This is a genomic window from Sutcliffiella rhizosphaerae (assembly GCF_917563925.1).
Classification (GTDB): Bacteria; Bacillota; Bacilli; order Bacillales; family Bacillaceae_I; genus Sutcliffiella_A; species Sutcliffiella_A rhizosphaerae.
Map to the genome: position 1 here is coordinate 1 of NZ_CAKJTJ010000046.1, position 22,876 is coordinate 22,876.

The window sequence follows — 22,876 nt, forward strand, 5'->3', positions numbered from 1 at the left end:
CTAATAATTAATTTAATTATAAACGGGTTATCTAGTTATAGACATAGAAAAACCCGAATAAGGGGCACTTTTTTATAAGTGTCCGATATTCGGGTAATAGTTCAAAGTAGGAAATTAACAAGGCTGTTTTTTATAAAAATATAGAAATAAATGGGTCCATTCCTTAAATAAATCCGTCTAATCTATAGAAGGGAGGTTGGACGATGTTTATTCAAGAAAGTATGATAAAAAGAAAATATCAAAAAAATTTCAAATGAAAATTCAACCAGGTAATCATAAATCAAGAATGATGAACCCGATCTACTGGATTGCATTGGCTTCTTCAGCAGCAGCTATTATTCTTATATTAAGTATATCTTTTCTAAATATAGGTCCAGAAAACCAGCAGGAATCTGCTAATGAAGGGGAAGTATTATCAGTTGACCTGTCTGACATTGAAGATATGAATATAGGTGCTGAAATGCCCCGACTTTTATATGCCAATGACAACATAGCGGTTATTCAGGGGACATTTGGGGTCATTGTATATAATATGCAAAATTCAATGGTTACTAATCGGATTTCGTATGAAGATATGAAATCCTATGACATCACTATGATGGTAGCAGCTGTATCTCAAGATGGTACCACAATCTATATTGGAAATGATGATATGTCCTTTTCTAAAGATATTCCATTTACCCATCAAATTAATATTGGTTCTAGAGTTATCAAAGAAACTACTGAACAGCCTTCAGATATGTTTATACCAACCACTATTGAACAACCTGGCTATAATGAGGAATACGATAAATATTTCAATTTACAATACCTTATGAGTGACAAAATTGTAAAGTTAGATAATTCGTTTCTATATTTACGGTCAATAGACTGGAATATTAAAAACTTACAAATCGTTATTTGCCAGTATGAAACTGGTGAAAGTAAAGCTTTTGATATATTTAAATGAAAAATAATAGATTAAAGATACGGTAGTGTCAAAAAAACTATGAAAAAACACAGTTCTAGCTAGTGGAGTATGCAAGGTTAGCTTTTTAACCCCCGCAATCGCTCTTGGCAAACACGCCAATGGTTTGACAGCTGAGTATCAAGGGCGACGGGGACAAAAGAAGGCATACTAAATAAGTACTTGGCTCTTCCATTTTAAACCATTGAATTCCCCCTATTGATTGGGCAGAAGAATCTGTCCCTTTGTCGCTTCACCCCTTGACAGCGCTAAAAATACAGATTATACTAATTATTAAGTTTTGGAATTTTACTAATTTAATATGTAAATTCTCTTATCAAGAGAGGCGGAGGGACTGGCCCTGTGATGCCCGGCAACCATTCTTATGTTTTCGTAAGGAAAGGTGCTAATTCCAGCAAGACACTTTTTTGTGTTTTGGAAGATGAGAGAGGACGAGTATTTTTGATACGTAAGCCTCTCTTCTTTTAGGGAGGCTTTTTTATTTTCGCCTTTCAACACATTATGGGGGTGACGAACATATCGATTCGAATTCAAGGGGCACCGAGCTTTTATCAATGCCAGGTTGATGTACTGCAAGAATTACCCTTCCTATTAAAGGAAAGAGATATCGGTTCCTTGCTTATCATTCATGGGGAGAAGTCATTTCATGCTATTCAACCATATTGGCCGGAACTAGAAGAGGTTAAAACTACATATGTTGCTTATTCTGGTGTATGTACGGATGATGAAATTAAAAGATTTAAAGAACTCGCATATTCCTTACATGTCGATGCAGTCGTTGGAGTTGGGGGAGGGAAAGTCCTTGATCTTGCAAAGGCTACAAGTCACGAGGCTGAAAAGGATGTTATCCTCATACCCACACTGGCTTCTACCTGTGCAGCTTGGACACCGTTAAGCGTCATTTATGATGATGAGGGGCGTTTCCAAACCTACACGGTCTTTCCACGAAGCTCCTATATGGTCCTTGTAGAACCAAGAGTGATTCTTGAAGCGCCATTAGAGTATTTAAAGGCTGGGATTGGGGATACGCTCGCAAAATGGTATGAGGCAAATGCCCTTGTGCATGATTTGGAATATATCCCATTGCCTGTTGAGGTAGCTCTGCATGCGGCCAAGTTAAGTAGGGACAGATTGTTAGCGGAAAGCCATCAAGCTCTGATAGATTGTGAGGAAGGTACCTTATCCTCCTCTGTCCTCACCATTATCGAAGCGAATATTTTGTTAGGGGGAATGGTAGGGGGATTTGGGGATGAGTATGGAAGAGTGGCCGGAGCCCATTCGATTCATAATGCCCTCACCTTTTTACCTGGCACAAAGGGGCTACATCACGGGGAAAAGGTGGCATATGGAATTTTAGTACAACTTGCACTGGAGGGGAACGAGGAAGAAATCAAATCGTTACTCCCATTCTATAGACAAATAGGGTTGCCATCCTCATGTTGGCACCTATTTATACAGGCGCAGGAAGATATCCTTACAATCGCTGAAAAGGCACTGTTGCCTCAAGAATCCATCCATTTTATGAAAGATAAATTCAAGGAGCACGATATAGTTGCTGCCATTGAAAAACTAGAAGTATTACAAAAAGAAGGAGAGAGAAATTGATATGAAAAAAATAGCTGTTTTGTGCATGAGCATTCTTTTATTGTTGGTAGTCACCGCGTGTGGTGGAGAGCAAGGGGGAGGCCAAGCGTTAAGTGAGGATAAGTTGAAAATTGGAGTGACTGCGGGCCCGCATGAACAAGTTTTAGAGAAGGTTAAGGAAATAGCAGAAGAAGATGGCCTGGAAATTGAAATTGTCGTGTTCAACGAGTATGTAATGCCAAACGTGGCCCTTGCAGAAGGGGAATTAGACGCAAATAGCTTCCAGCACAAGCCATACCTGGATAAGTTTAAAGAAGACCGTAACTTAGACCTTGTAGAGATAGCTAATACAGTTAACTTCCCAATGGGAATGTATGCTTCTTCCATTAAAGACGTAAGTGAATTAAAAGAGGGAGATAAAGTGGGGCTTCCAAATGATCCGACAAATGGAGCACGTGCTCTTATCCTTTTTGAACAAGCAGGATTAATTAAGCTTAAAGAGGGTGTGGGAGTTGCTGCTACCGTAAAAGATGTGGAAGAGAACTCCTTAAACCTTGAATTTGTTGAACTTGAGGCATCTCAAATCCCTCGCCAGTTAGATGAGTTGGCTGCTGCAGCCATCAACACAAATTTTGCAGTGGAACATGGGCTTGTTCCAAAAGAGGATTCCATCTTCATGGAGCCAACTGACTCTCCGTGGGTGAACTTGCTTGCCGTTCGTACCGAAAACGAAGATGATCCAGTTTTAGAGAAACTGATCAAGGCTTACCATTCCGACGAAGTGAAGCAATTTATTGAAGAAACATTTGGAGGTTCTGTTGTTGCATCTTGGTAAAAGAGGGAGCTGCTATTTATAGCGGCTCTTACTTCTTAGGTTAGGAGGAAAATGATGATTAAGTTGGACCATTTAGAAAAGACATTTACGACAAAAAAAGGCAAGGTTGAGGCATTGCGCGATGTTTCCTTAGAGGTCCAAAAGGGTGAGATCTATGGCGTCATCGGTTATAGTGGTGCAGGGAAAAGCACGTTGATCCGGTGCGTAAACCTCTTGGAGAGGCCTACTAAGGGGAATGTCCTTGTGGACGGAACAGACCTTACTTCCTTATCTTCGCAGAAACTGCTGCTTGCCCGAAGAAAAATTGGCATGATTTTTCAAGGCTTTAACCTTTTAAAAACAGCGACTGTTTACGATAACATTGCCATTCCCCTTCGGTTAACAGGCTTGCCCAAGTCCAAAATAGATGAAAGAGTAAAAAGATATCTGTCTATCGTTGGATTGAAGGATAAGACAGATGCCTTTCCCGGTCAGCTTTCGGGTGGCCAAAAGCAACGGGTCGCAATTGCCCGTGCATTATCACATGAACCAGAAATTTTATTAAGTGATGAGGCGACAAGTGCCCTCGATCCAGATACAACAGAATCCATTTTAGACCTACTATTAAAAATCAATGAGGAGCTGGGAATAACCATCCTTCTCATCACTCATGAAATGCACGTTATCCAACGTATCTGCGATAGAGTGGCGGTAATGGAAAATGGCAAAATCATTGAGCAGGGAAAGACCGTTGATATTTTTACTCATCCAAGAGAACAAACGACGAAGAAATTTGTCAATAGCCTGTTTAACCACCAGCTGACTGATGAGATTTTAAGATCTCTTCAAGGCTCAGGGAAAATCGTGTCCTTTAAGTACATAGGGTCCTCTTCGAAAGATCCAGCACTCGCGACTATCAGCAAAAAATTTGATGTGTACCCAAACATCCTTTCCGGGAACATCACGCAGCTTAAAGGAATCCCTTTTGGGAGCCTGCTTGTACATTTAAGAGGTCCTATAGAAGAAACAGATAAGGCCATTCAATACTTAAAACAACAAGGAATCATCATTGAGGAGGTGTCTGGACGATGAGAGAATTTTTTGAAAGGTGGGGAATCGATATTTGGGAGGCGATCATCCAAACTTTCCAAATGGTTGGGATTTCCTTATCCATTTCCATTGTGATTGGTTTGCCTCTTGGTGTTTTCCTTGTTCTGACAAGGCCAGGGAAAAGTCTTGAAAACAGATACCTCCATGGTTTTTTGAACACTATTATCAATATCATCCGCTCTATTCCATTTATCATCTTATTGTTCTTTATTCTGCCGTTCACTAAACTGCTTGTTGGTACTTCCATTGGTGTGAAAGGTGTAATTGTACCACTAGTTGTGTATACAGCCCCCTATATTGCGAGGCTGATGGAATCCTCTCTACTAGAAGTGGATAAAGGCGTTGTAGAAGCGTATGAAGCGATGGGAATTAAAACAAAGGACATTATTTGGAATGTCATGATTAGGGAAGCAAGATCCTCTATCGTCCTAGGCTTGACTATCGCAACAATCGGTTTGATCGGAGCGACTGCGATGGCAGGTCTGGTTGGTGCTGGTGGATTAGGTGACCTTGCCTATAGATACGGGCATCTTCGCTATGAAGTGGATGTTATGTATGTCACCGTGATTTTACTGATCATTCTTGTTCAGGGATTACAGTCACTTGGAAATACCCTAGCATCAAAGCTTAAGAAAGATTAGGCGTATTGTTATGAAACTATTTCATTTTACCGATTTAGAGAAAAAAGCAGAAAGTATCTTAGGTTCTCATCCCTTCACTTATATAAAAAGCGGTTCAGGGGATGAAGAAACCCTGGGAGATAATATAGCAGACCTTCGCAAATGGAAAATAAGGCCCAAATTCCTACAGGATGTTTCCAAACGCGACCTATCGATATCACTATTCGGAAAAAACTATAAAACACCCTACCTTTTAGCTCCAGTCGGTAATCTGGGCATTGTCCATCCGGAAGCAGAACTGGCTGTTTCCCGTGCTGCCAAGCAGGTAGGTGTCCCCATCATTGCCAGCACCGTCACCTCTGTTTCAATGGAAGAAATTGCAGCGGAGGCGGGAGACAGATGGTTTCAACTATACTGCAGCAGTGATATGGATATCACATTGAGCTTCATTAGAAGAGCCGAGCAAGCAGGATATGGAGCAATCGTCATCACAGTAGATATGCCGGCTCTTGGCTTTAGAGCATCAGATTTAACCAATCAATACGCCCCATTCAAGCTCGGAGCGGCATCTGGAAATTATTTTTCAGACCCTGTTTTCCAAAAGAAATTGGCTTGTTCACCTAGCAAAGACTTTCAAAGGGCTGTTGATGAACAATTGAAACACCTATTTGCACCTGGATTCTCTTGGGAGGACGTTGCAGCCCTGCGAATGGCCACAGATCTTCCTATTCTCTTAAAAGGAATACTGCATCCATCAGATGCTAAAAAGGCTATGGAGTTCGAATTAGACGGAATCATTGTGTCCAATCATGGAGGAAGGCAACTTGATGGATGTATCTCCTCCATCGCAGCCTTACCAGCGATTGTGGATGAAGTGGGAGGGCGCATCCCTGTTCTTTTTGATAGTGGCATCAGGAAAGGGGCCGATGTGGTGAAAGCCCTGGCACTGGGGGCAGATGCTGTCTTGTTGGGCAGGCCGTATGTTTATGGTCTTGCCATTAATGGTGAAGAAGGGGTAAAAGAAGTACTAGATAACTTCATTTACGACCTTGACGCAACGATGGCTACAGCGGGAGTGAATGCTGTTTCTGCCTTGGATCGTGATTTATTAGTGAGGACGTAGACTAAGATGAAGGCTCTTTTCTAAAAGAATGTTGCTAGTAACCTGTAAAAAGTCGGGTTCTGGACTTTTTACGTGCATGTTCATTGAAAATACGTGCATGTTCATTGAAAACTTGTCCTATTGACAGAAACTAAATGCAGGAAAAGAGCACGACAGTAACGATTATTACGAGTATCTAATAAAGTTCGTAAATGCAACAATGTTTGCGAAAACAGCCAAGATGAAAAACCACTGGTTGCATGCTTCCTGTTACAAGTTCATTCACCCCACGTATCTCGTCATTATGTTGGAACCAATCCAAGTTATTAACAAAAGTACAGGAAATATTTCCACTTTTAACATTTTGGGAGTATTCCTGTCCTTTTTTATCAATTATGTTATGCCATACCGGGTATTCATTTAAGGTTTCCCTATTTTTAACAAAAGAGATTTCTAATCATAAAGCCAACGAATAGGAATTTTATCCGATTTTCGGGGTCCGTCAGAATGGACATTCAGTATGACTATGGATTATCTTCTCTTTGAACAATAATCCATCACGTTTCTTTTGGTAAGAACACTCGTCGTTTTTACATTTAAACACATTAAAATCTTTTCGTTCTTTGATTTTCTCTAGAATTTTTGAACAGTGAGGGCACGGAGGATGGCCTCTTTAGAATAGTGGTTCTTCTCACTAAACAGTCACGAACACACTTTACATTGATACTGGCCTTTATCTCCATTGTTGGCATAAATTTAGTATTGGCATGTCGACGAACGGACTTTAATGCTTTCCCGGTTTTATCAAAATGCTCTTGTAGTAACACTTGATAATCCTTGGTTTGAAGCTGTTCAATGATTGGCAAGTCATCCACCTGCAACTTGCGATACGCCTGATTAACCGGTTTTCTTTTGGAGGTTCAAACATACTTATACCCACCACTAAGGTAAGTAATGTTCGAATTAATTGATCTTGGTGTGGAATTGAAATAAAGTCGTACCGTTTTGAATAAAGTTATACGGTTTATAAAAAAGTTGTACCGTTTTACCCCTTTAGATTTGGGTGTTTTTATAGTTAAAAGGAAAAGAACATATGAAATGAAAGAACGATTAAGGAATTATTGAGTGCCATTAAGTTGTTCCGTTAAAGGGCCAGATTGTGGAACAGGAACCCTTATAGAACAAAAATTTATAAGGTAGCAAAACATTAAAATTAAGATAATAATTATGGGCAATATCAAAATAATAATGATTGATTGTTTTTTAGTGAAATCAAGAAAAGATCATTACGGTTAGTCAAAACATCGTCACTCGTCATAAACAATAGATCGAATAATTAATTTCTAAAGATTAGCCATTTAGAAAATTATTTGTCCATAATGGATTCTAATAAATTTGTCACTTTCAAATGGTGGATAACGGTCATAGTTATGAAAAAAGACTAAAAAATGAAGAGAATACGGTACTAAATATTATGCCTTTAATTATATTATTTAGTTTTATCATTCCTATCTCTGATATTTGAACATGAGCCAACATAACTTCAGGGCTTTGATTTGGCATTGGAACATTGTCAATACTTCTTACCTGAACATACTTTGAGACATTTTTGCCTTATCTACTCTTTGTTTAAACCCTAGATGGGTATATGTACGATCACTACCTAAAAGGAATATAGCCACATCCATTGTCTTGAACACTAGTTCATTATACTTATCCTCAAATCGTATTTGACTTATCTTTACCTCCATTCGATCTCCTCTAACTTTTTAAGAACGCGTTCTCAGCACGTAAACTTTCATTTTCTTTCAAGTCTCTTCATCTCAAGCTTAACTTTCTCCTCCGGGGAAAGTTCTATTTCTGTTTTATTTTTCCCGCGCTTTTCTTTAAGTGCTTCATCTCTGCCATTTTCATACTTCTTAGCCCATAGATATACTTGTCGATAAGAGACATTATAAAATTTGCAGCTTTATGAAAATCTTTACCGTTTTCTATAACGTAGATTTTCCTTTAGTCATAGATTGGCTCATCCCCTTGACAGTATCCTTAATTTCTCGATGACTATTATACATTTTATCCACCTTCTGATTGTAGTATCAGACGGTATTTCATACTTTCTAGCAACTTCTCTAAGAGCGTAACTACCAGACAGATAATTCCTTATAGCAGATAGTTTTAATTCCTTAGAATACTTTTTCCAAGTCGTGGCATTATTAAGACCTTTACACCACATTTTATAAAGTTGTATGCCCATTTCAAAATGGTGGTATTGGCCACCTTTTATTTAGAGGTAATTTCCTTAAATGAATAGGTACCCTCCTCGTACACCTTTAAAATCTTGAATTTATCCTCCGCAGAGTAAGCCCTTTTAGACATAAAAATACTCCCCCTTTAGGTAGTCTGATTTTATAATTTTAATTTGTCTACCTAAAGGGGAGCATATCACACAGTGGGTTTGCGCTTTTTATAGTTTGTACAACTATGAAACATGAAATTTTAATGAAAGTCTATGTTGTGTTTTTCCTTTCTACAATAATTCTGACAAACCATGGGTTTATGTATAAAAAATTCAAATAAATTAAAAGCAGAATAATTAACTAAGAAACCAGAGAAAATTTGCTAGACTTTCCCCAAAATTAAAGTGAATAAGAAAGGAGTGGGGGATATTAAAAAGACTTTTTATCTGTTTATTATTGCTACATTTTTTATTGTAATTTTTTTGATTTTCTTTAATTTCAATAAAGGTTATGATTTACCGCCTGTTAGTAGTATGGAAATAGAGGAACTTGGATTAGAATTTGAGGCAGAAAGAAAGACAGAGGTACATGAAAAAATAACTAATGCTGAATTAATTACTTTAATAGAAAATGATATGAATAATTTTGCTTATCTTAATGAACTAAGAATAAGATTTCAAGAACCAGAATTAATAGATCAATTTATCAATTCTATTGAATCTCTAAAATTAAGCAGTGAAGCTATCCACATGCAATTAGCAATGGCATATATAGATAAATTACAAGATCCTGCATTAGGAACTGCAAGACTAGGACAAGTTTCAGTTAAATCTATTAATGAGTTGAATAAGGTCATACAAATTAACGAGAATAATTGGTTAGCTTATTATGCAAGGGGATTAAATAATTTATATTGGCCAATTGGATTAAGGAGAATTGACCAAGCAATTAATGATTTAGCCTTTTGTGTGGCACTTGCAAAGGTACATCCGCATATAGAGAATGAAATGTGGCCATACTCATTTGTTGCTTTAGGGGATGCGTTGATAAAGAAAGGAGATCTTGATGATGGGTTTGCAATATGGAAAGAGGGTTTGGAGTTATATCCCAATGATAAACAACTTCAAAAAAGAGTTTTATCAGGAAAAGATTTAGCTTTTGAAATTGTTAAGGAAACCAGAGGAATAGACTCATTCCAAAGACCTGAAAATAATCTAACTGATCTGAGCACACTTTGGGAGGATGAAGCAAGGTGAACATATGTGTATCGGGTACGGCAGTAATTTGTTCAATAGGGAACAACATTGAAAGTACATGGAATAACTTAATTAAGGGGCACTCAGGTATAGAAAAAATTACCCAAAAATTCCCGAATAATATAAAAGATTTTCATGCTTATACAATTAAAGACGATAGTGCGTTTAGAGTTAAGAGCCGTAATTTTGGGAGTGCCACAGGATTATTTTATAACACTGTAGCGCAAGCTTTGGAAGATGCGGAGTTAAAAATAAATAATAAATCTCGAATTGGTATAAGTGTTGGAACTACTATGGGAGAGATTGAAAGATTAGAAAAATCTTTAAACAATAAGAATTTATTTACATCTATAGGAATGAACGGCCCCAATGTAATAGCAGATGAAATATATGATTTGCTTAATTTAAACGGTCCTAATTGGACTTTAACAAATGCGTGTGCTGCAGGAAACTTAGCTATCTCGAGAGCAATGATGGATATCAAGTTTGGACGTGCAGATGTAATGATAGTGGGAGGGGTTGATATTTTATCATGGGTGGCATTGGTTGGCTTTAATAGTTTAAGAGCATTAAGTCCGAATGCATGTAAGCCTTTTAATAAGTCACGACAAGGAGTTGCTCTTGGGGAAGGTGCAGGTGTTTTAATATTAGAGAGTAAAGAACATCTTGAAAATCGACTTAAAAAACCTAAAGCAGTACTGAGTGGGTTTGGATTATCTTGTGATGCATATCATATTACTCAACCTAATCCTAAAGCTATCGGTGCTATGCAATCTATGAACAATTCACTTAAAATGGCAAATTTAGCTGCTAATGAAATTGATTATATTAGTGCTCACGGTACAGGTACCATTGCAAACGATTTAATGGAAAATGTAGCTATTGAAACATTATTTAAAGAAAGCAAGCCCCCTGTAAGTTCAATAAAAGGAAATATCGGACATACGTTAGGGGCAGCCAGTGCAATTGAAGCAGTCGTATCAATTAAAATGCTGGAGATGGATACAGTACCAGAAAACAAATATTTAGATGTAATTGACCCTGCAATAAAAATTAATGTATTGAGGGCATCAGAATCTAAGCGTGTAGAAAAAGTAATATCAAATTCCTTTGCTTTTGGTGGTATTAATACCTCACTAGTAATAGAAAGATGGTGAACAATGAGTACTGATAATGCAATTACTCAATGGAAAGATTATAAATTTGATCCACGATATTTAATTATTATTTTCTTATTTTCATTTGTTGTTGCAGGACAGACTTATCTTAATTTCTTGCAAGGCTTTGAAGCCATAATTGCATCTGTTCTAACGACCACAATAACTGAAATGATTTTAAGTAGAATCTTTCTAAAGAAAACGATATTTCCTCTTAGTGCATTCATTACTGGGTTAGGGATTAGTCTCTTAATTGCTTCCAACTATATTTGGCCATATATTGTGACAGGAATAATCGCAATAGGGTTGAAGTATTTACTTCGTTATAAAGGGGCACATGTATTTAACCCAAATAATATAGCAGTGGTACTAATGATTACTATTTTGCCTTCTTTTGTTGTTGTTTCTCCAAAACAATGGACTAATGGGTTTCTAATGATGACTATAATCATCTGTTTGGGTTTTCTGTTGGTGAAATTTGCTAAGAGGATTGAAGTTTGTTTATCTTTTATAATAACTTTTTTAGTTTTTGCTTTTATAAGACACATAGTTTATGGAGCACCTTTATTTGCTGCACTTGGACCGTTATTAGGTGCATCAACTCAATTATTTATTTTCTTTATGATAACAGATCCAAAAACATCACCAAAAACAACTAAAGGAAAAATCGCTTATGGGATTACAATAGCTACAATAGACGCAATATTAAGAATTAACAGAATTCCGTTTGCGCCTTTTTATGCACTCTTTATAACCTGTATTGTCTTTACACTACCATACAGATATTTTACAAACAAAATCACAAGTCTTCGTAGTTTGGAGGAACGTATCTAATGTGTCTTCAATTTATATCTGGATATAATGTTATAACTTCTATGGGGATAGGGCTTAATAAACTAATTGGTAACAATATTGAGGAATTTAACATGGAGAATTTCAACAAGATTAACTTGGATATCGATCTTTTCTTTAATAAACACAAGAGGCTACCATATGAAACGAGATTAGCATGTTATTCCATGGAAAGCGCATTCTCTATGATGTTAGAGCGTGAGGATGATGTCGATAGAATAAACCTAGATGAAATTGGAATTATAGTTGCTACAACATATACAAATCTAAAGCCGATTAAAAGCCTTATTGAAGAAGCTAAGGAATATGGAATTAATAAAATTAATCCTGCGATATTCCCTAATACTGTTCTTAATTCGATAAGTGGGCATGCCGCTATTAATCTCGGAGTTAAGGGGGCAAATATTACAATATCACAAGGAGACAAAAGTGGACAAAAAGCTCTTGATTATGCCCTAGATATTCTGCAATGTGGAATCTTAGAACGGGTTATAGTTTGTGAAGTGAATTTAAACATACAAAGCGATGACCTTTTAAAAACTTCCAATAGCATTATTAGTTCTATAAACGAAAGTATTTCAACAATTGTTATTCAGAATAAACCTAATGGTGAAGCTGGACACTTCTGTTCAGAAACCTTTAATAAAGCTGAAACTAAGCCAAATGCAGTGTTACAAAAGATATACGAGTTAAAAAATAAATTGGAAATAGGTGTTTAACATTACGAATGTCATGGTAACTGGGACAAGTATATTATGTTCCGCTGGTACTGAATTAAAAGATGTTTGGAATAATATAAGCGAATTTAGAACTCAATATGAAAGTAGAAATCTTTTGAATAATATTGAAAGCTTTCCAGTATATAAAACCCCTACGATTAATGTTGAGCAGTGGTTTAGTGATAAGCAAATAAATTATATAGAAGAAATTGGATTGCTTGAAGATTTAGATTTTCTGATGTTGGTTGTCTCTATAAAAAAATGTCTAATAAATGCATCAATTAACCCGGATATTTGTTCTCATGCATCGCTAATAATAGCGCATGAAAACTTAGGGGTTGCAAGTTTGTTAAACAAAATAAATAACTTAAGCCTATTAAAACAACCAGGAAATATCACTTTTAATGATTTAAAGCAAGAATTTTACAATATTCAATCGTTTGCTCACCTTTTCTATATTTCTAAGTTATTTGGTATTGAGGGTTTTACACTAACGGTAAATAATGCATGTGCTTCTGGTAGTTATGCCATTGAGGTAGGGAGTCAGCTAATTAAAAATAAAAAAAGTAATTTAGTTATTGTAGCTGCTTCAGATTATGCTCATCCAACAGAGTATCTGTGGTTAAAAGAAAAAGGTTTTTGTAGTGATGATCAGATTAGACCTTTTGATAAAAAGAGAAGTGGTACTATTCTTGGTGATGGTGCTGCTTGTATATTACTTGAATCTGAAGAGCACTTAAATAAACGGGGAGTTGATCCACAATGTTTTTATATTGGTTCGGAAGCGTTTCAAGATAGTTGGAGAATGACCTTTCCAGATATAACAAGGGGTAGCTACGCTTCTACAATTACAAAATTAATTAATACTTACAAAATAAAGTCTATTGATTTATTGGTACCTCATGCCACAGGAAGTAAATTGTGGGATATGTATGAAGGAAAACAAATAGAAACAGCATTGAAGGAGACGAACATAAAGCCAAATATCACAGCTTTTAAACCCTATGTTGGACATACTTTAGGAGCGAGTAGTCTGTTAGAAACTGTCCTGTTAATAGAATGTATGAAAAAGTCTATTATACTACCAATACAAAATTTAGAAGAAACAGATGTTCTAGGAATTAAGGAGAATTTAGTTTTAAATAAAAAGTCAGTAAAAATAAATTATGCCATGAAAACAGTTGCAGCTTATGGCGGTTTTACGATTGCATCATTATATAAAAGTATATAGGAGATAAAGAGATGAATTATTCTTATAATTTCCAAGGGAAAGTTGCAGTAGTAATTGGTGGTTCAAGAGGAATAGGAGCACAAATTGTAAAAGACTTGTGCAAAGCAGGATGTAAAGTATTTTTCACTTATTCAAGTAGCAAAACAGAGGCTAGGTTACTCAGTAATGAGATAAACAAAAAAGAAGATCATATTGTAAAAGCTTTGAAATTAGATTTACTAAATAAAGATGATTTAATTTCTTTTCAAACAGAGATGGAAAAGATACCAAAGGTTGATTACCTTATAAATAATGCAGGCATAGTGAGGGATGCTCCTATGTATAAACTTCAGCTTCATGATTGGGAAGAAGTAATTACTGTGAACTTAACAGGTGCTTACAAAATTATTAAACCTTTTATTAGAAGACTAGCTCATACAAAAGGATCTATCGTCAATGTATCTTCTATTTCTGGATTAATGGGAAATCCTGGTCAGACCAACTATTCTGCTTCGAAGGCTGGCTTAATTGGCTTAACAAAGTCATTAAGTAAGGAAATTGCACCTTTAGGTGTAAGGGTAAATTGCGTAGCTCCTGGTTATATTGAGACAGAGTTAACCTCAAGAACTATTAATGATAAAGAAAAAATTAAAGTGAAAAAATTAATTCCTATAAAAAGATATGGAAAGTCTTATGAAGTATCTTCTTGTGTATTGTTTTTATTGTCAGAAGCTTCAACTTATATTACAGGACAAACAATAATACTTGATGGGGGATTAACCTAGAGGGGGTTGAGATTTGAAGAAGTTCATAATATTACTTATTACAATATATATAGTTGGATGTGGGAATCAAGAACTACAAGACATAGATTTTAAATTTGAAGACATAACAGGAAAATCAAATATTGATTTTATTCATAATAAGCCTACCTTTGATTCAAAGGCGGATAATATTATGCCATGGCTAGCTTCAACGGGTGCAGCTGTTGCAGTTGGTGATATAAACAACGATGGGTATATGGATTTATACTTTACTAACTCAGAAATAGGTAGCTCAAATGCAATGTTCTTAAATAATGGAGATGGCACATTTAAGGAAATGGAAATTCCAGTAATAACAGATATAAATGATAAAGGTATCTCCACTACTGCATTGTTCTTTGATTACAATAATGATGGACATACAGATTTACTTGTAGGTGGCTGGGGATTTATAAAACTCTTTGAAAATAACGGTGACGGAACATTTACAGAAGTTACAGAAATAGCGTTAGTCGATAAATTTGCCTATGTTTCAAAAGTTATTGCATTTGATTTTAATAAGGATGGTTACTTAGATTTATATGTCGGAACATATTTTGATAGTAAACATAATTTATGGGACCTAGAAACTTCAAGGATTATGAATGATGATTTTGAAGTAGCTCGGAATGGAGGAGAAAACCTATTTTTTATAAATAATGGAGATGGCACTTTTACTGAGGCATCTAGAGAATATGAATTAAACGATACAGGATGGACATTAGCTGTTGGAGCCGCCGATGTTAATAAAGATGGTTATCCAGATCTTTACGTTGCAAATGACTTTGGCCCCGATATGTTGTATATAAACGAAGGTGGAGAAGGATTTGAAAAAGTTATTCAATCTGAAATCGGAAAAGATACACATAAAGGAATGAATGTAGATTTTGCAGATATTTTTCACGAAGGTGAACTTGGTATATATGTAAGTAATGTTAGTAAAGCATCGTATATTATTGAAGGGAATGACTTCTGGTATCCAAATGATAAGGGTCAATATAAGAATATTAGTGATACTTTAGGTATTAACTATGCAGGCTTTTCATGGGGAAGTAGGTTTTTTGATGTCAATAACTCAGGAAACTATAGTTTAATTGTCAACAATGGTTTTATAACCGGGTCTTCAAAAGAAGATTATTGGTTTGATTTAGGAACTTTAGTTACAACTCCTGGGAATGTGGTGGAAGATTTTAAAAATTGGCCCAAAATTGGAAATAAAGATTTATCAGGTAATGAAAGTAAGTATCTATTTTTGAACAATGATAATGGCGAGAAGTTTACTAATGTGATAGAAGAAGCTGGTATAAGCTTTACAGAAGATGGGCGAGGGGTATCAGTAATTGATATTAATAATTCTGGAGAGCTGGACTTAGTTTTTGCAAATCAGGGCGGACCGGCAAAAGTATATAAAAACAAAATTAATAATAATAATAATTGGATAAAAATAGATTTACAGGGCTCTTACCCTAGTAATAGAGACGCATTTGGAGCGAAAGTAATAATAACTGTTGGAGAAAAACAAACCTTAATTGAAAAAGATGGAGGAAATACACATGGTGCGCAAAGTGATCCAAGAATTCATTTTGGGACAGGAAGTGAAGAAGTTATTGATGAAATAGAAGTTATTTGGCCAAGCGGTAGAAATGAAGTGTTTACTAATGTTAAGGCCAATCAAATCTTGTCCATAAAAGAGAAATCTGAGTAATTTCTTCCTATAGCATAAAGGGGGTTTAAGAGATTAACGAATTACTAGAAGCTCTTCCTCAGAAACAGCCATTTCGTTTTATTAGCACCATTGATAAGTATGTAGAGAAACAAGAATTGTCTGGTGTATTATTTTTAGATGATATAGATAAAAGAATTAGGGGTACAGGTACTTTCCCGAATTCATTTTTGATCGAAGCATTGGCCCAATTAAGTGTGGTATTGGTTCAGCTTGAATCAAAACCGTTAGAGGATGAAGAAATTCCATTATTGGGATCCATTAATTTTAGTTTTAAGGATTGTATTAAATATAAAGATGAGTCCATTCGCTTAGTCGTTAAACCTTTAAAAATAACAAACACAAAATCGATAATTGAGGGTTACGCTTTGGTAAAAGGAAAACTAGTTTGTAAAGGGCATCTTGGTGTTGCAAAAGTAAAACGAGAGGAGGAAGTAAGATAGAACTATTTTCAGAGTGTTATTACAGCTCATTTAAATATGTCAATGACTATTCATCCAGAGGAATATATCAATTAGTAATTATTGATGGCTTGAAGTTGAAAGACTTAGATGAAATAACTATCAATGAGGCATATGAAATGCTGGGGGCTTTACCAGAGTTTTTTCCTTCAGTAAGGTGGGCATTTGAATTTTTAAGTCAAGAAGGCTATTTAAAAAAAGCTGAAGATAAATACCATGTAGTAAACCAAAGTAAGAGTATTAAAGATAATAAAAATGTTGATTTTAAGGGTATAAGAAACAGTATTAATATGATTGATTATGTTTTGGAGAATTGGTTAGATGTTATTCGTGGCAAAGTGAATCCAGTGTACCTTTTCTTCAATGTAAAAGGACAAACTTTATGGGAAGAATATTTCAATAATTCTAATCAATTGTACGAAATCCATAATAGATGGCTTTCAGCTTATTTATCTGACTTAATATCTGAAAAAGACAATGTTTTAGAGCTAGGATCAGGTTATGGCTCAACAACAAAAACTATTCTACAAACCTATGAAGAAAAGAAGATTCAAAATTTCTCTTATTTAGCTACTGATATTAGTCAAATTTTATTGAAGAAACTTAAAAATGCAAATGAGAGTAATCAATTATCAACAAAGATACTTAATTTTGATAATGTAAATGTACAAGTATTAGAGAAATATGACTTTATTATCGCCACTAATGCTCTACATTGTGCTGTAAATTTAATTGAGACATTAAAAAGCTTAAAAGAAAGCTTGAAGGAAACAGGGAAAATAATACTTTCTGAAAGTATAAGAGATACGAATAGTTACCTACACCAAGAATTTATTTTTAATTTACTTCCTGGGTATAAATATAAAGAGGAAGAGATTTTTCTTATGCGAGGGTTCTTAACTAAAACTGAATGGGAACATTCTTTGTTTATGGCAGGATACAACAATATTAAAGTATATGAAAATAATAATGGTCCAATTATTGCAGGTTTAATTGTAGGAGAGAAAATGTGAAAACTTTTGAATTGTTGCCAAAAAAACCTTTAATTCAAGTGGACAGAATTTTAGATACTGATGAAAAAAAGATTATAACTAGAAAATGTATTACTGAATCAGATTATTTTATATTTGGACATTTTGTTGAAAAAAGTATATATCCTGGATTACTTTTATACGAAGCCGCGATCCAATCATTAGTTCTACTACTCAATTGCCAATATGAAAATTTGAAAATAATTAAAGTTAAGACTCGTTTCATTAAGCCAGTTGTTCCGGGAGATATAGTAGAATTCCATGTAAATAAAGAGCGGACTACAGAGAATACAATGAAAGCAACGGGATTTGTCGATAGAAAATCTGTGTTTATTTGTACATGTAGTTATTTTATAAAAGATTAAATCTCGATAGCAACTACTACAAGGTGGTTGCTTTTTTTTGGCAAAAATAGCGGAGTTAATTGCTTTATTAACCGAGTAACCAAATGTTAGAAATGTAAAAATTGAATTATGAAAAAAGAAAAAAGAAAAAATGAGGTGTGTTATGGAAAATAAAATCATTTATCCTTTCTCGAATCTTTCAAAAATAGAGAATCTTATTATCTCAAATAAGAACCTCCATAGTTCCTGGGTAGAAGATAGTGTTGGAAACCATTTCTATAATATTAGCAATGCATCCTTAACAATGGGTGCAGCAAATCCGGAAATTATTAATGAAATTACTGAACAGTATAAAAAGCTTTCTACTGGGCTATTAATTGGCCAAGGTCATACGTCCGCAATGGAATTGGCAAATAAGCTTATCAGTATTTTCCCTTCTTTTTCTCAGGTTTTCTTTTCAAATGATGGTACTGGCTGTATTGAAGCAAGTTTAAAAATTGCTAGACAATACTACCTACAAAAAGGGTTCATAAACAAGAAAAAATTTATAAGTTTTTCTGGTGCTTATCACGGCACTTCATATGGGAGTTTTTCACTTAGTAATATAGGTGTAAAAGAAATATATGGGCCTACATTAGAAAAGTGTATAGAAGCACCCTTTCCAAACACCTTTAAAAGTGAATTAACTAGTGAAAATGAGGTTCGTACAAAAATTAAAGAAATGGAAGAAATTATTGCAAGAGAAGGTGCGGATAAAATTGCTGCCATCATTATTGAACCTATTCAAAGTGTATCAGGAGTAAGAGTAGTACCTAAGGAATACTTGAGTGAACTGAAAAAAATATCTAAGAGTAATGATATATTACTTATCTTTGATGAAGTTACTACTGGAATAGGCAGAGCTGGAGAATGGAGTGTAAATAATTTACATAACATTGATGTCGATATTATTAATTTCTCTAAAGGATTAACTGCCGGTTACTTTCCTTTAGGTGTAACATTAGTAAAATCCGACATTAAAGATAGTTTAATTACAATGGGCTTTCCACATGGCTCTACTCTAGCTGGCCACCCCGTAGGTTGTGCGATATCTCAAAAAGTCTTAACAATTATTGAAGAAAGTAATTTAATTTCTAATGCGGTAGTATATGGAAAGTTAATTAAAAAGGAACTCGAAAATAATTTAGTTAACCATCCCTTTTTTGGCCAAATCCGAGGAGAAGGACTGATGATAGGGGTCGAATTTGTTAATAATCAAGATGATAAAAATCCGCCACCTCAGCACTTTCAGCGAATTTTCACTGAAGAATTATATAAAAAGGGGATGTTGACATTATTTTCAAATGGTATTTTGAGTTTATATCCACCTTTAAATGTTTCTTCAATTGATGCTGATTTCATCATCGAGAGTATAATTACATCTGCAAATTCGGCAATTAAAAATTCAAATAGTAATTAGCTTGCAGATCACCAAAAGGGGGCAAGGTTTTAAAAATGAATGATGAAAGGACAAGTCGAGTAAGGGATATTTTATCAAATCGAAAATTTTTATTCTTTTGGATAAGTAATTCCTTAGCAGATATCGGAGATTCTTTACACTTAGTAGCCTTAGGCTACTGGATTATGATTTCATCCTCAAACGTACTAGATTTATCGATGTTAATGGTTGCTAAAGCGGTTCCTAATATTATTTTTGCCCCTTTAGCAGGTACTCTTGCTGACAGAATCAATAAGGTTAAAATTATTAGAGCGACGAGTATACTACAAAGTTTAATAGTTTTATTAATAATTTACTTTGTATTTAATGATCCATCAGGGGAATCTGTTTATATAATTATTGGATTAACAGCTCTAATTGGATTATTTGGAGCCTTTAGTAACCCATCAAGACAGTCTTTGTTAGTCAGATTAGTAGAAAAAAAGGATATTCCTTCTGCTACAGCGTTTCACAGACTCTCAACTAACATTATTATGGTAAGTGCTCCTATGATTACAGGAGTATTAGTTGCTGCAACGAGTAGTGCCGTAACTCTATTTATAGACGTCATTCTCCTATTGTTATCGGCATTAGCCATTAGCTTTATAAAAGTTGAAATGCCTCAAAATAATATCAGTAAAAAGTTGGACGGTTTTTGGTTTGAATTTAAAGAAGGTATTCGTTTTATTTATAAAACTCCACCTTTAAACTCATTAATAATATTGAACAATACCTTAAATATATTTGGTGTTGCACAGGGAATTTTGATGTCGGCTGTTGCAATTAATATTTGGAAAGTTAGTAGTGTGGGCTATGGACTTGTACAGGCTGCTTTTCCTATTGGTATGGTACTTGGTGCTGCAATAATGATTAAACTACCAAATTTGAAAATGAGAGGTAAATGGATTTGTATATTTTACGCCATTGCTGGTGTATTTAGCGTAGTCGTTCCTTTCTTTGATAATTTATTAATAGCAATTCCTTTACTGGCAATTGATGGGGCCTTTACAGTAATGGGTGCACTTTTAGTGAACATACTTTTTAGGGTTTACATTGATCCAGATATGCAAGGAAGAGCCTTTGGAATATATGGAAGTCTAGCTGCTGTAGCCTCGCCACTAGGAGCTTTAACGGGAGGGATAATTGCAGATACTACAGGTGTTTTTGAAGGAATAATTGGAATTAGTATTGCATTTTCAATAGTACCCATAATTGCGTACTTATTTTCACCAAAGATAAGGAGTATTAATTAAAAGGATGTGTGCTGGCTTGAATAATGTCAAAGATAAATTTGAATTTACACATAATAATTATATATCTTCTTTAAATAATGCATGGAGAAATAATAAGCCTGAATTGATTTACGACTTTCTTTCTTCTAAATACAAAGGAACCATCTTCAGTCAAAAGTATGATCCTTTGATACTAAATAAGAAAGGATTCATAAAAAACACCTCTAATGCAATTAATAGCTCATGGAATCCAAATGTTTTTTGGTTTTTTAAAAATAGAGAAATCTTTATTAATGGTACAAATGACTTGGCGTTAGTGACATATAATTTGGTATTAGAGTACCCAAGTAATCCTGTACACATAGGTATTGCTAAAATGGTAGAGGTTTGGATTAAATTTAAGGGGAAATGGCTCCTAATTAGGGAGACACAAGAAGAGAGAGATGATGATTTTCAAGTCACATCAAAAGATTTAATAGAGAAAGTAATAAATCAAGATTTTGATATTAGAGTAGCATCTAAATCAATAAACATGAATGCTTTAAACAAAATTACATCAAATGAGTATAATATATGCATTTACATTGATAATCTACCATTTTTATCAACAAATTTCGATTTATCAAAAATAAAATTATGCCTTAATAATATAAAGAAATATCATTTTTTGTTTAAAAATAAAAATGAAGTTGTAATTACACAGATATTTTATTCAGATGAAAAATATAAGAATGATATTTACTATGGAATAGTTACTGAGGTTTGGAAATATAAAGCCGCTGGATGGTTTCCAGTACGTTCGCACCATGAATATATAAGTAGATAAAAAGAGGAGGAAGAAGAATGGAACCTATTTTTTCATTAGCACCAAACACAGAAGAACATGAGGTAATTGAAACATTTAAAAAGCATTTAAAAAGTTACGGTGCTTTATTTATAGGTCAAGGAAATGTTACAGAAGCGTTTAAACATTATTGTAAAGAATACACAGGATACTATTGCATTAGAAGAATATCTCTGGATATTCAAGTATTCGATTTGGATATGGAAATAAAAGGGACTCTAGATGCTGCTAAAGATTATGTTTCTCATGGAGGCCATTCTTGGGGAGCAAGGGATGTACGAATTATTAGAAGAGGAAATGATGAGGTAATTTTACAATATATGATGGTTGACACATGGAGTGACAAAGAAGAGTTAGCATGCGCTATGGAAACTTGGGTGAAAAATAGTACAGGGGAATGGAGGCTTTTGAGACAAATGGTAGAACAACTTGGAAAGTAAGAAAAAAGGGGGAGATCTATTATGAAAAAAAAAGTGAAATACATTATAATACCAATAAGTTTTTTATTCATATATATTTTGTTTAGCAATGGTAATAAAATTCAGTATGCAAGAATTAGTGGATAAAAATTAGTAGGTTTATATTGGATGAAATATAACTTCTTTCAGGAGGCTGCCTTACGAAAAAAATTTGGTTATGGTAGCCCTTTTCTGTATACATATTAAAGTATGATGCAAACTTCCTGAATTTCCATTTATATTTCTATAATCATTGTCTTTAAAAAAACACTTTCGAACTAGTACATAATTATGTGTACTAGTTCAATAGTGTTTTTTTACTTTAATGATTCTACAACCCTTATATTTTATTCAATTATTTTAATCATATCATTTATTATTATAAGAAATGTTACTCCATTTTCGGTTTTAACTTCATGTAATTCCCCTTCACCAGCTGTAAGAAAGTCACCTTGTTTAAGTGTTTTTTCACCAACTACCATTTCCCCTTCCAAAACATACGCAAATTCTCTACCTGGATGATCGTGTAATGGAATAAACCCACCTGGGGAAAACTTCACTATAAATGCTTTTGTTTTTGTCTCAGTATCTTCCCATAACATTTTAAATTCAGAGTTTTGAAAATAACCTGGTTTCCAACTAATTTCCTTTGAACTAATAATAGGCAATCTAAATGCACCTCCTGAATAGTATGGGTTTATTATAGAAAAAACGTTGTATGCATACTCGGTTTTTTATGTATTTTTAGGGTAAAAAGAACAGATTGGAATTTAACATATTATTCCATAATAACAATTAAATTGACAAATTAAACATAATTATTGCAAAAAATTTAATAGTTTTCCAATTTTTATACTATTAAGATTAAATAAAGA

The 22,876-nt window shown here is 34.4% G+C and carries 23 protein-coding genes, 2 pseudogenes and 1 riboswitch; of the genes and pseudogenes, 20 read left to right on the plus strand and 5 right to left on the minus strand.

Annotated features, from left to right (window positions below; all coding sequences use genetic code 11):
• Window positions 1-196 precede the first annotated feature (196 nt).
• The 6 genes from LRP81_RS20950 (at window position 197) to LRP81_RS20975 (ending at window position 6,218) form a co-directional block, all read left to right on the plus strand.
• Window positions 197-949: a hypothetical protein gene (locus tag LRP81_RS20950; protein ID WP_230504785.1), complete on the plus strand. Its 753-nt coding sequence runs from the start codon at window positions 197-199 to the stop codon at window positions 947-949.
• Window positions 950-1,277: 328 nt separating this feature from the next.
• Window positions 1,278-1,395: riboswitch (SAM riboswitch) on the plus strand.
• Window positions 1,396-1,468: 73 nt separating this feature from the next.
• Window positions 1,469-2,572 (plus strand): iron-containing alcohol dehydrogenase family protein, encoded by a 1,104-nt coding sequence (locus LRP81_RS20955; protein WP_230504786.1) that lies wholly within the window; start codon window positions 1,469-1,471, stop codon window positions 2,570-2,572.
• Window position 2,573: 1 nt separating this feature from the next.
• Window positions 2,574-3,386 carry a MetQ/NlpA family ABC transporter substrate-binding protein gene (locus tag LRP81_RS20960; RefSeq protein ID WP_230504788.1) on the plus strand — a complete coding sequence of 271 codons (813 nt, stop codon included), beginning with the start codon at window positions 2,574-2,576 and terminating at the stop codon, window positions 3,384-3,386.
• Window positions 3,387-3,440: 54 nt separating this feature from the next.
• Window positions 3,441-4,457, plus strand: coding sequence for a methionine ABC transporter ATP-binding protein (locus LRP81_RS20965; protein ID WP_230504791.1), 1,017 nt, complete (start codon window positions 3,441-3,443; stop codon window positions 4,455-4,457).
• Window positions 4,454-5,116 carry a methionine ABC transporter permease gene (locus LRP81_RS20970; RefSeq protein WP_230504793.1) on the plus strand — a complete coding sequence of 221 codons (663 nt, stop codon included), beginning with the start codon at window positions 4,454-4,456 and terminating at the stop codon, window positions 5,114-5,116. Before LRP81_RS20965 ends, LRP81_RS20970 begins: the two co-directional genes overlap by 4 nt.
• Window positions 5,117-5,126: 10 nt before the next feature.
• Window positions 5,127-6,218, plus strand: a complete 1,092-nt coding sequence (locus LRP81_RS20975) for an alpha-hydroxy-acid oxidizing protein (protein ID WP_230504795.1) — start codon at window positions 5,127-5,129, stop codon at window positions 6,216-6,218.
• A gap of 514 nt (window positions 6,219-6,732) precedes the next feature.
• Here the strand turns inward: LRP81_RS20975 and LRP81_RS23590 are convergent.
• From LRP81_RS23590 to LRP81_RS23525, 4 genes and pseudogenes are all read right to left on the minus strand, one after another.
• Window positions 6,733-7,188: pseudogene (locus tag LRP81_RS23590) on the minus strand (DDE-type integrase/transposase/recombinase); the annotation flags it as partial.
• 592 nt (window positions 7,189-7,780) lie between these two features.
• The gene (locus tag LRP81_RS20985; RefSeq protein WP_230504799.1) at window positions 7,781-7,948 is read right to left on the minus strand and encodes a hypothetical protein; all 168 of its coding nucleotides are present in this window, start codon (window positions 7,946-7,948) and stop codon (window positions 7,781-7,783) included.
• Between the two features lie 47 nt (window positions 7,949-7,995).
• A pseudogene (locus LRP81_RS23520) lies at window positions 7,996-8,151 on the minus strand (helix-turn-helix domain-containing protein); the annotation flags it as partial.
• 72 nt (window positions 8,152-8,223) lie between these two features.
• Complete coding sequence (locus LRP81_RS23525) at window positions 8,224-8,451, minus strand: transposase (protein ID WP_399208202.1); 228 nt, start codon at window positions 8,449-8,451, stop codon at window positions 8,224-8,226.
• A 387-nt stretch (window positions 8,452-8,838) separates the two neighbouring features.
• On the opposite strand from LRP81_RS23525, the gene LRP81_RS20990 reads away from it, so the two are divergent.
• The 14 genes from LRP81_RS20990 to LRP81_RS21055 all read left to right on the plus strand — a co-directional run bounded on the left by LRP81_RS20990 (window position 8,839) and on the right by LRP81_RS21055 (window position 21,983).
• On the plus strand, window positions 8,839-9,690 hold the full coding sequence (locus LRP81_RS20990; protein WP_230504801.1) for a tetratricopeptide repeat protein: 852 nt from the start codon (window positions 8,839-8,841) through the stop codon (window positions 9,688-9,690).
• Complete coding sequence (locus LRP81_RS20995; RefSeq protein WP_230504803.1) at window positions 9,687-10,847, plus strand: beta-ketoacyl-[acyl-carrier-protein] synthase family protein; 1,161 nt, start codon at window positions 9,687-9,689, stop codon at window positions 10,845-10,847. The genes LRP81_RS20990 and LRP81_RS20995 overlap by 4 nt, the downstream gene beginning before the upstream one ends.
• 3 nt (window positions 10,848-10,850) lie before the next feature.
• On the plus strand, window positions 10,851-11,681 hold the full coding sequence (locus LRP81_RS21000) for an RnfABCDGE type electron transport complex subunit D (protein WP_230504805.1): 831 nt from the start codon (window positions 10,851-10,853) through the stop codon (window positions 11,679-11,681).
• Entirely contained in the window at window positions 11,681-12,418 is a 738-nt protein-coding gene (locus LRP81_RS21005) for a beta-ketoacyl synthase N-terminal-like domain-containing protein (RefSeq protein ID WP_230504807.1), read from the plus strand. Before LRP81_RS21000 ends, LRP81_RS21005 begins: the two co-directional genes overlap by 1 nt.
• Window positions 12,419-12,431: 13 nt before the next feature.
• Window positions 12,432-13,649, plus strand: coding sequence for a beta-ketoacyl synthase N-terminal-like domain-containing protein (locus tag LRP81_RS21010; protein ID WP_230504809.1), 1,218 nt, complete (start codon window positions 12,432-12,434; stop codon window positions 13,647-13,649).
• Between the two features lie 11 nt (window positions 13,650-13,660).
• Entirely contained in the window at window positions 13,661-14,413 is a 753-nt protein-coding gene (fabG, locus tag LRP81_RS21015; protein ID WP_230504811.1) for a 3-oxoacyl-ACP reductase FabG, read from the plus strand.
• Window positions 14,414-14,426: 13 nt separating this feature from the next.
• Window positions 14,427-16,136, plus strand: a complete 1,710-nt coding sequence (locus LRP81_RS21020; protein WP_230504812.1) for a CRTAC1 family protein — start codon at window positions 14,427-14,429, stop codon at window positions 16,134-16,136.
• Window positions 16,137-16,252: 116 nt separating this feature from the next.
• Window positions 16,253-16,597, plus strand: a complete 345-nt coding sequence (locus tag LRP81_RS21025; protein ID WP_230504813.1) for a hotdog family protein — start codon at window positions 16,253-16,255, stop codon at window positions 16,595-16,597.
• A 95-nt stretch (window positions 16,598-16,692) separates the two neighbouring features.
• Window positions 16,693-17,628, plus strand: a complete 936-nt coding sequence (locus LRP81_RS21030; protein WP_230504814.1) for a class I SAM-dependent methyltransferase — start codon at window positions 16,693-16,695, stop codon at window positions 17,626-17,628.
• The gene (locus tag LRP81_RS21035; protein ID WP_230504815.1) at window positions 17,625-18,011 is read left to right on the plus strand and encodes a 3-hydroxyacyl-ACP dehydratase FabZ family protein; all 387 of its coding nucleotides are present in this window, start codon (window positions 17,625-17,627) and stop codon (window positions 18,009-18,011) included. Before LRP81_RS21030 ends, LRP81_RS21035 begins: the two co-directional genes overlap by 4 nt.
• 142 nt (window positions 18,012-18,153) lie before the next feature.
• A complete protein-coding gene (locus LRP81_RS21040; RefSeq protein ID WP_230504816.1) occupies window positions 18,154-19,449 on the plus strand; it encodes a class-III pyridoxal-phosphate-dependent aminotransferase in 1,296 nt (431 codons plus the stop codon).
• 35 nt (window positions 19,450-19,484) lie between these two features.
• Window positions 19,485-20,720 carry an MFS transporter gene (locus tag LRP81_RS21045; protein WP_230504818.1) on the plus strand — a complete coding sequence of 412 codons (1,236 nt, stop codon included), beginning with the start codon at window positions 19,485-19,487 and terminating at the stop codon, window positions 20,718-20,720.
• 16 nt (window positions 20,721-20,736) lie between these two features.
• A complete protein-coding gene (locus LRP81_RS21050) occupies window positions 20,737-21,525 on the plus strand; it encodes a hypothetical protein (RefSeq protein ID WP_230504820.1) in 789 nt (262 codons plus the stop codon).
• Window positions 21,526-21,542: 17 nt separating this feature from the next.
• Complete coding sequence (locus tag LRP81_RS21055; protein WP_230504822.1) at window positions 21,543-21,983, plus strand: hypothetical protein; 441 nt, start codon at window positions 21,543-21,545, stop codon at window positions 21,981-21,983.
• A 365-nt stretch (window positions 21,984-22,348) separates the two neighbouring features.
• On the opposite strand, the gene LRP81_RS21060 is transcribed toward LRP81_RS21055, so the two are convergent.
• Window positions 22,349-22,669 carry a cupin domain-containing protein gene (locus tag LRP81_RS21060; protein WP_230504826.1) on the minus strand — a complete coding sequence of 107 codons (321 nt, stop codon included), beginning with the start codon at window positions 22,667-22,669 and terminating at the stop codon, window positions 22,349-22,351.
• Between the last annotated feature and the right edge of the window lie 207 nt (window positions 22,670-22,876).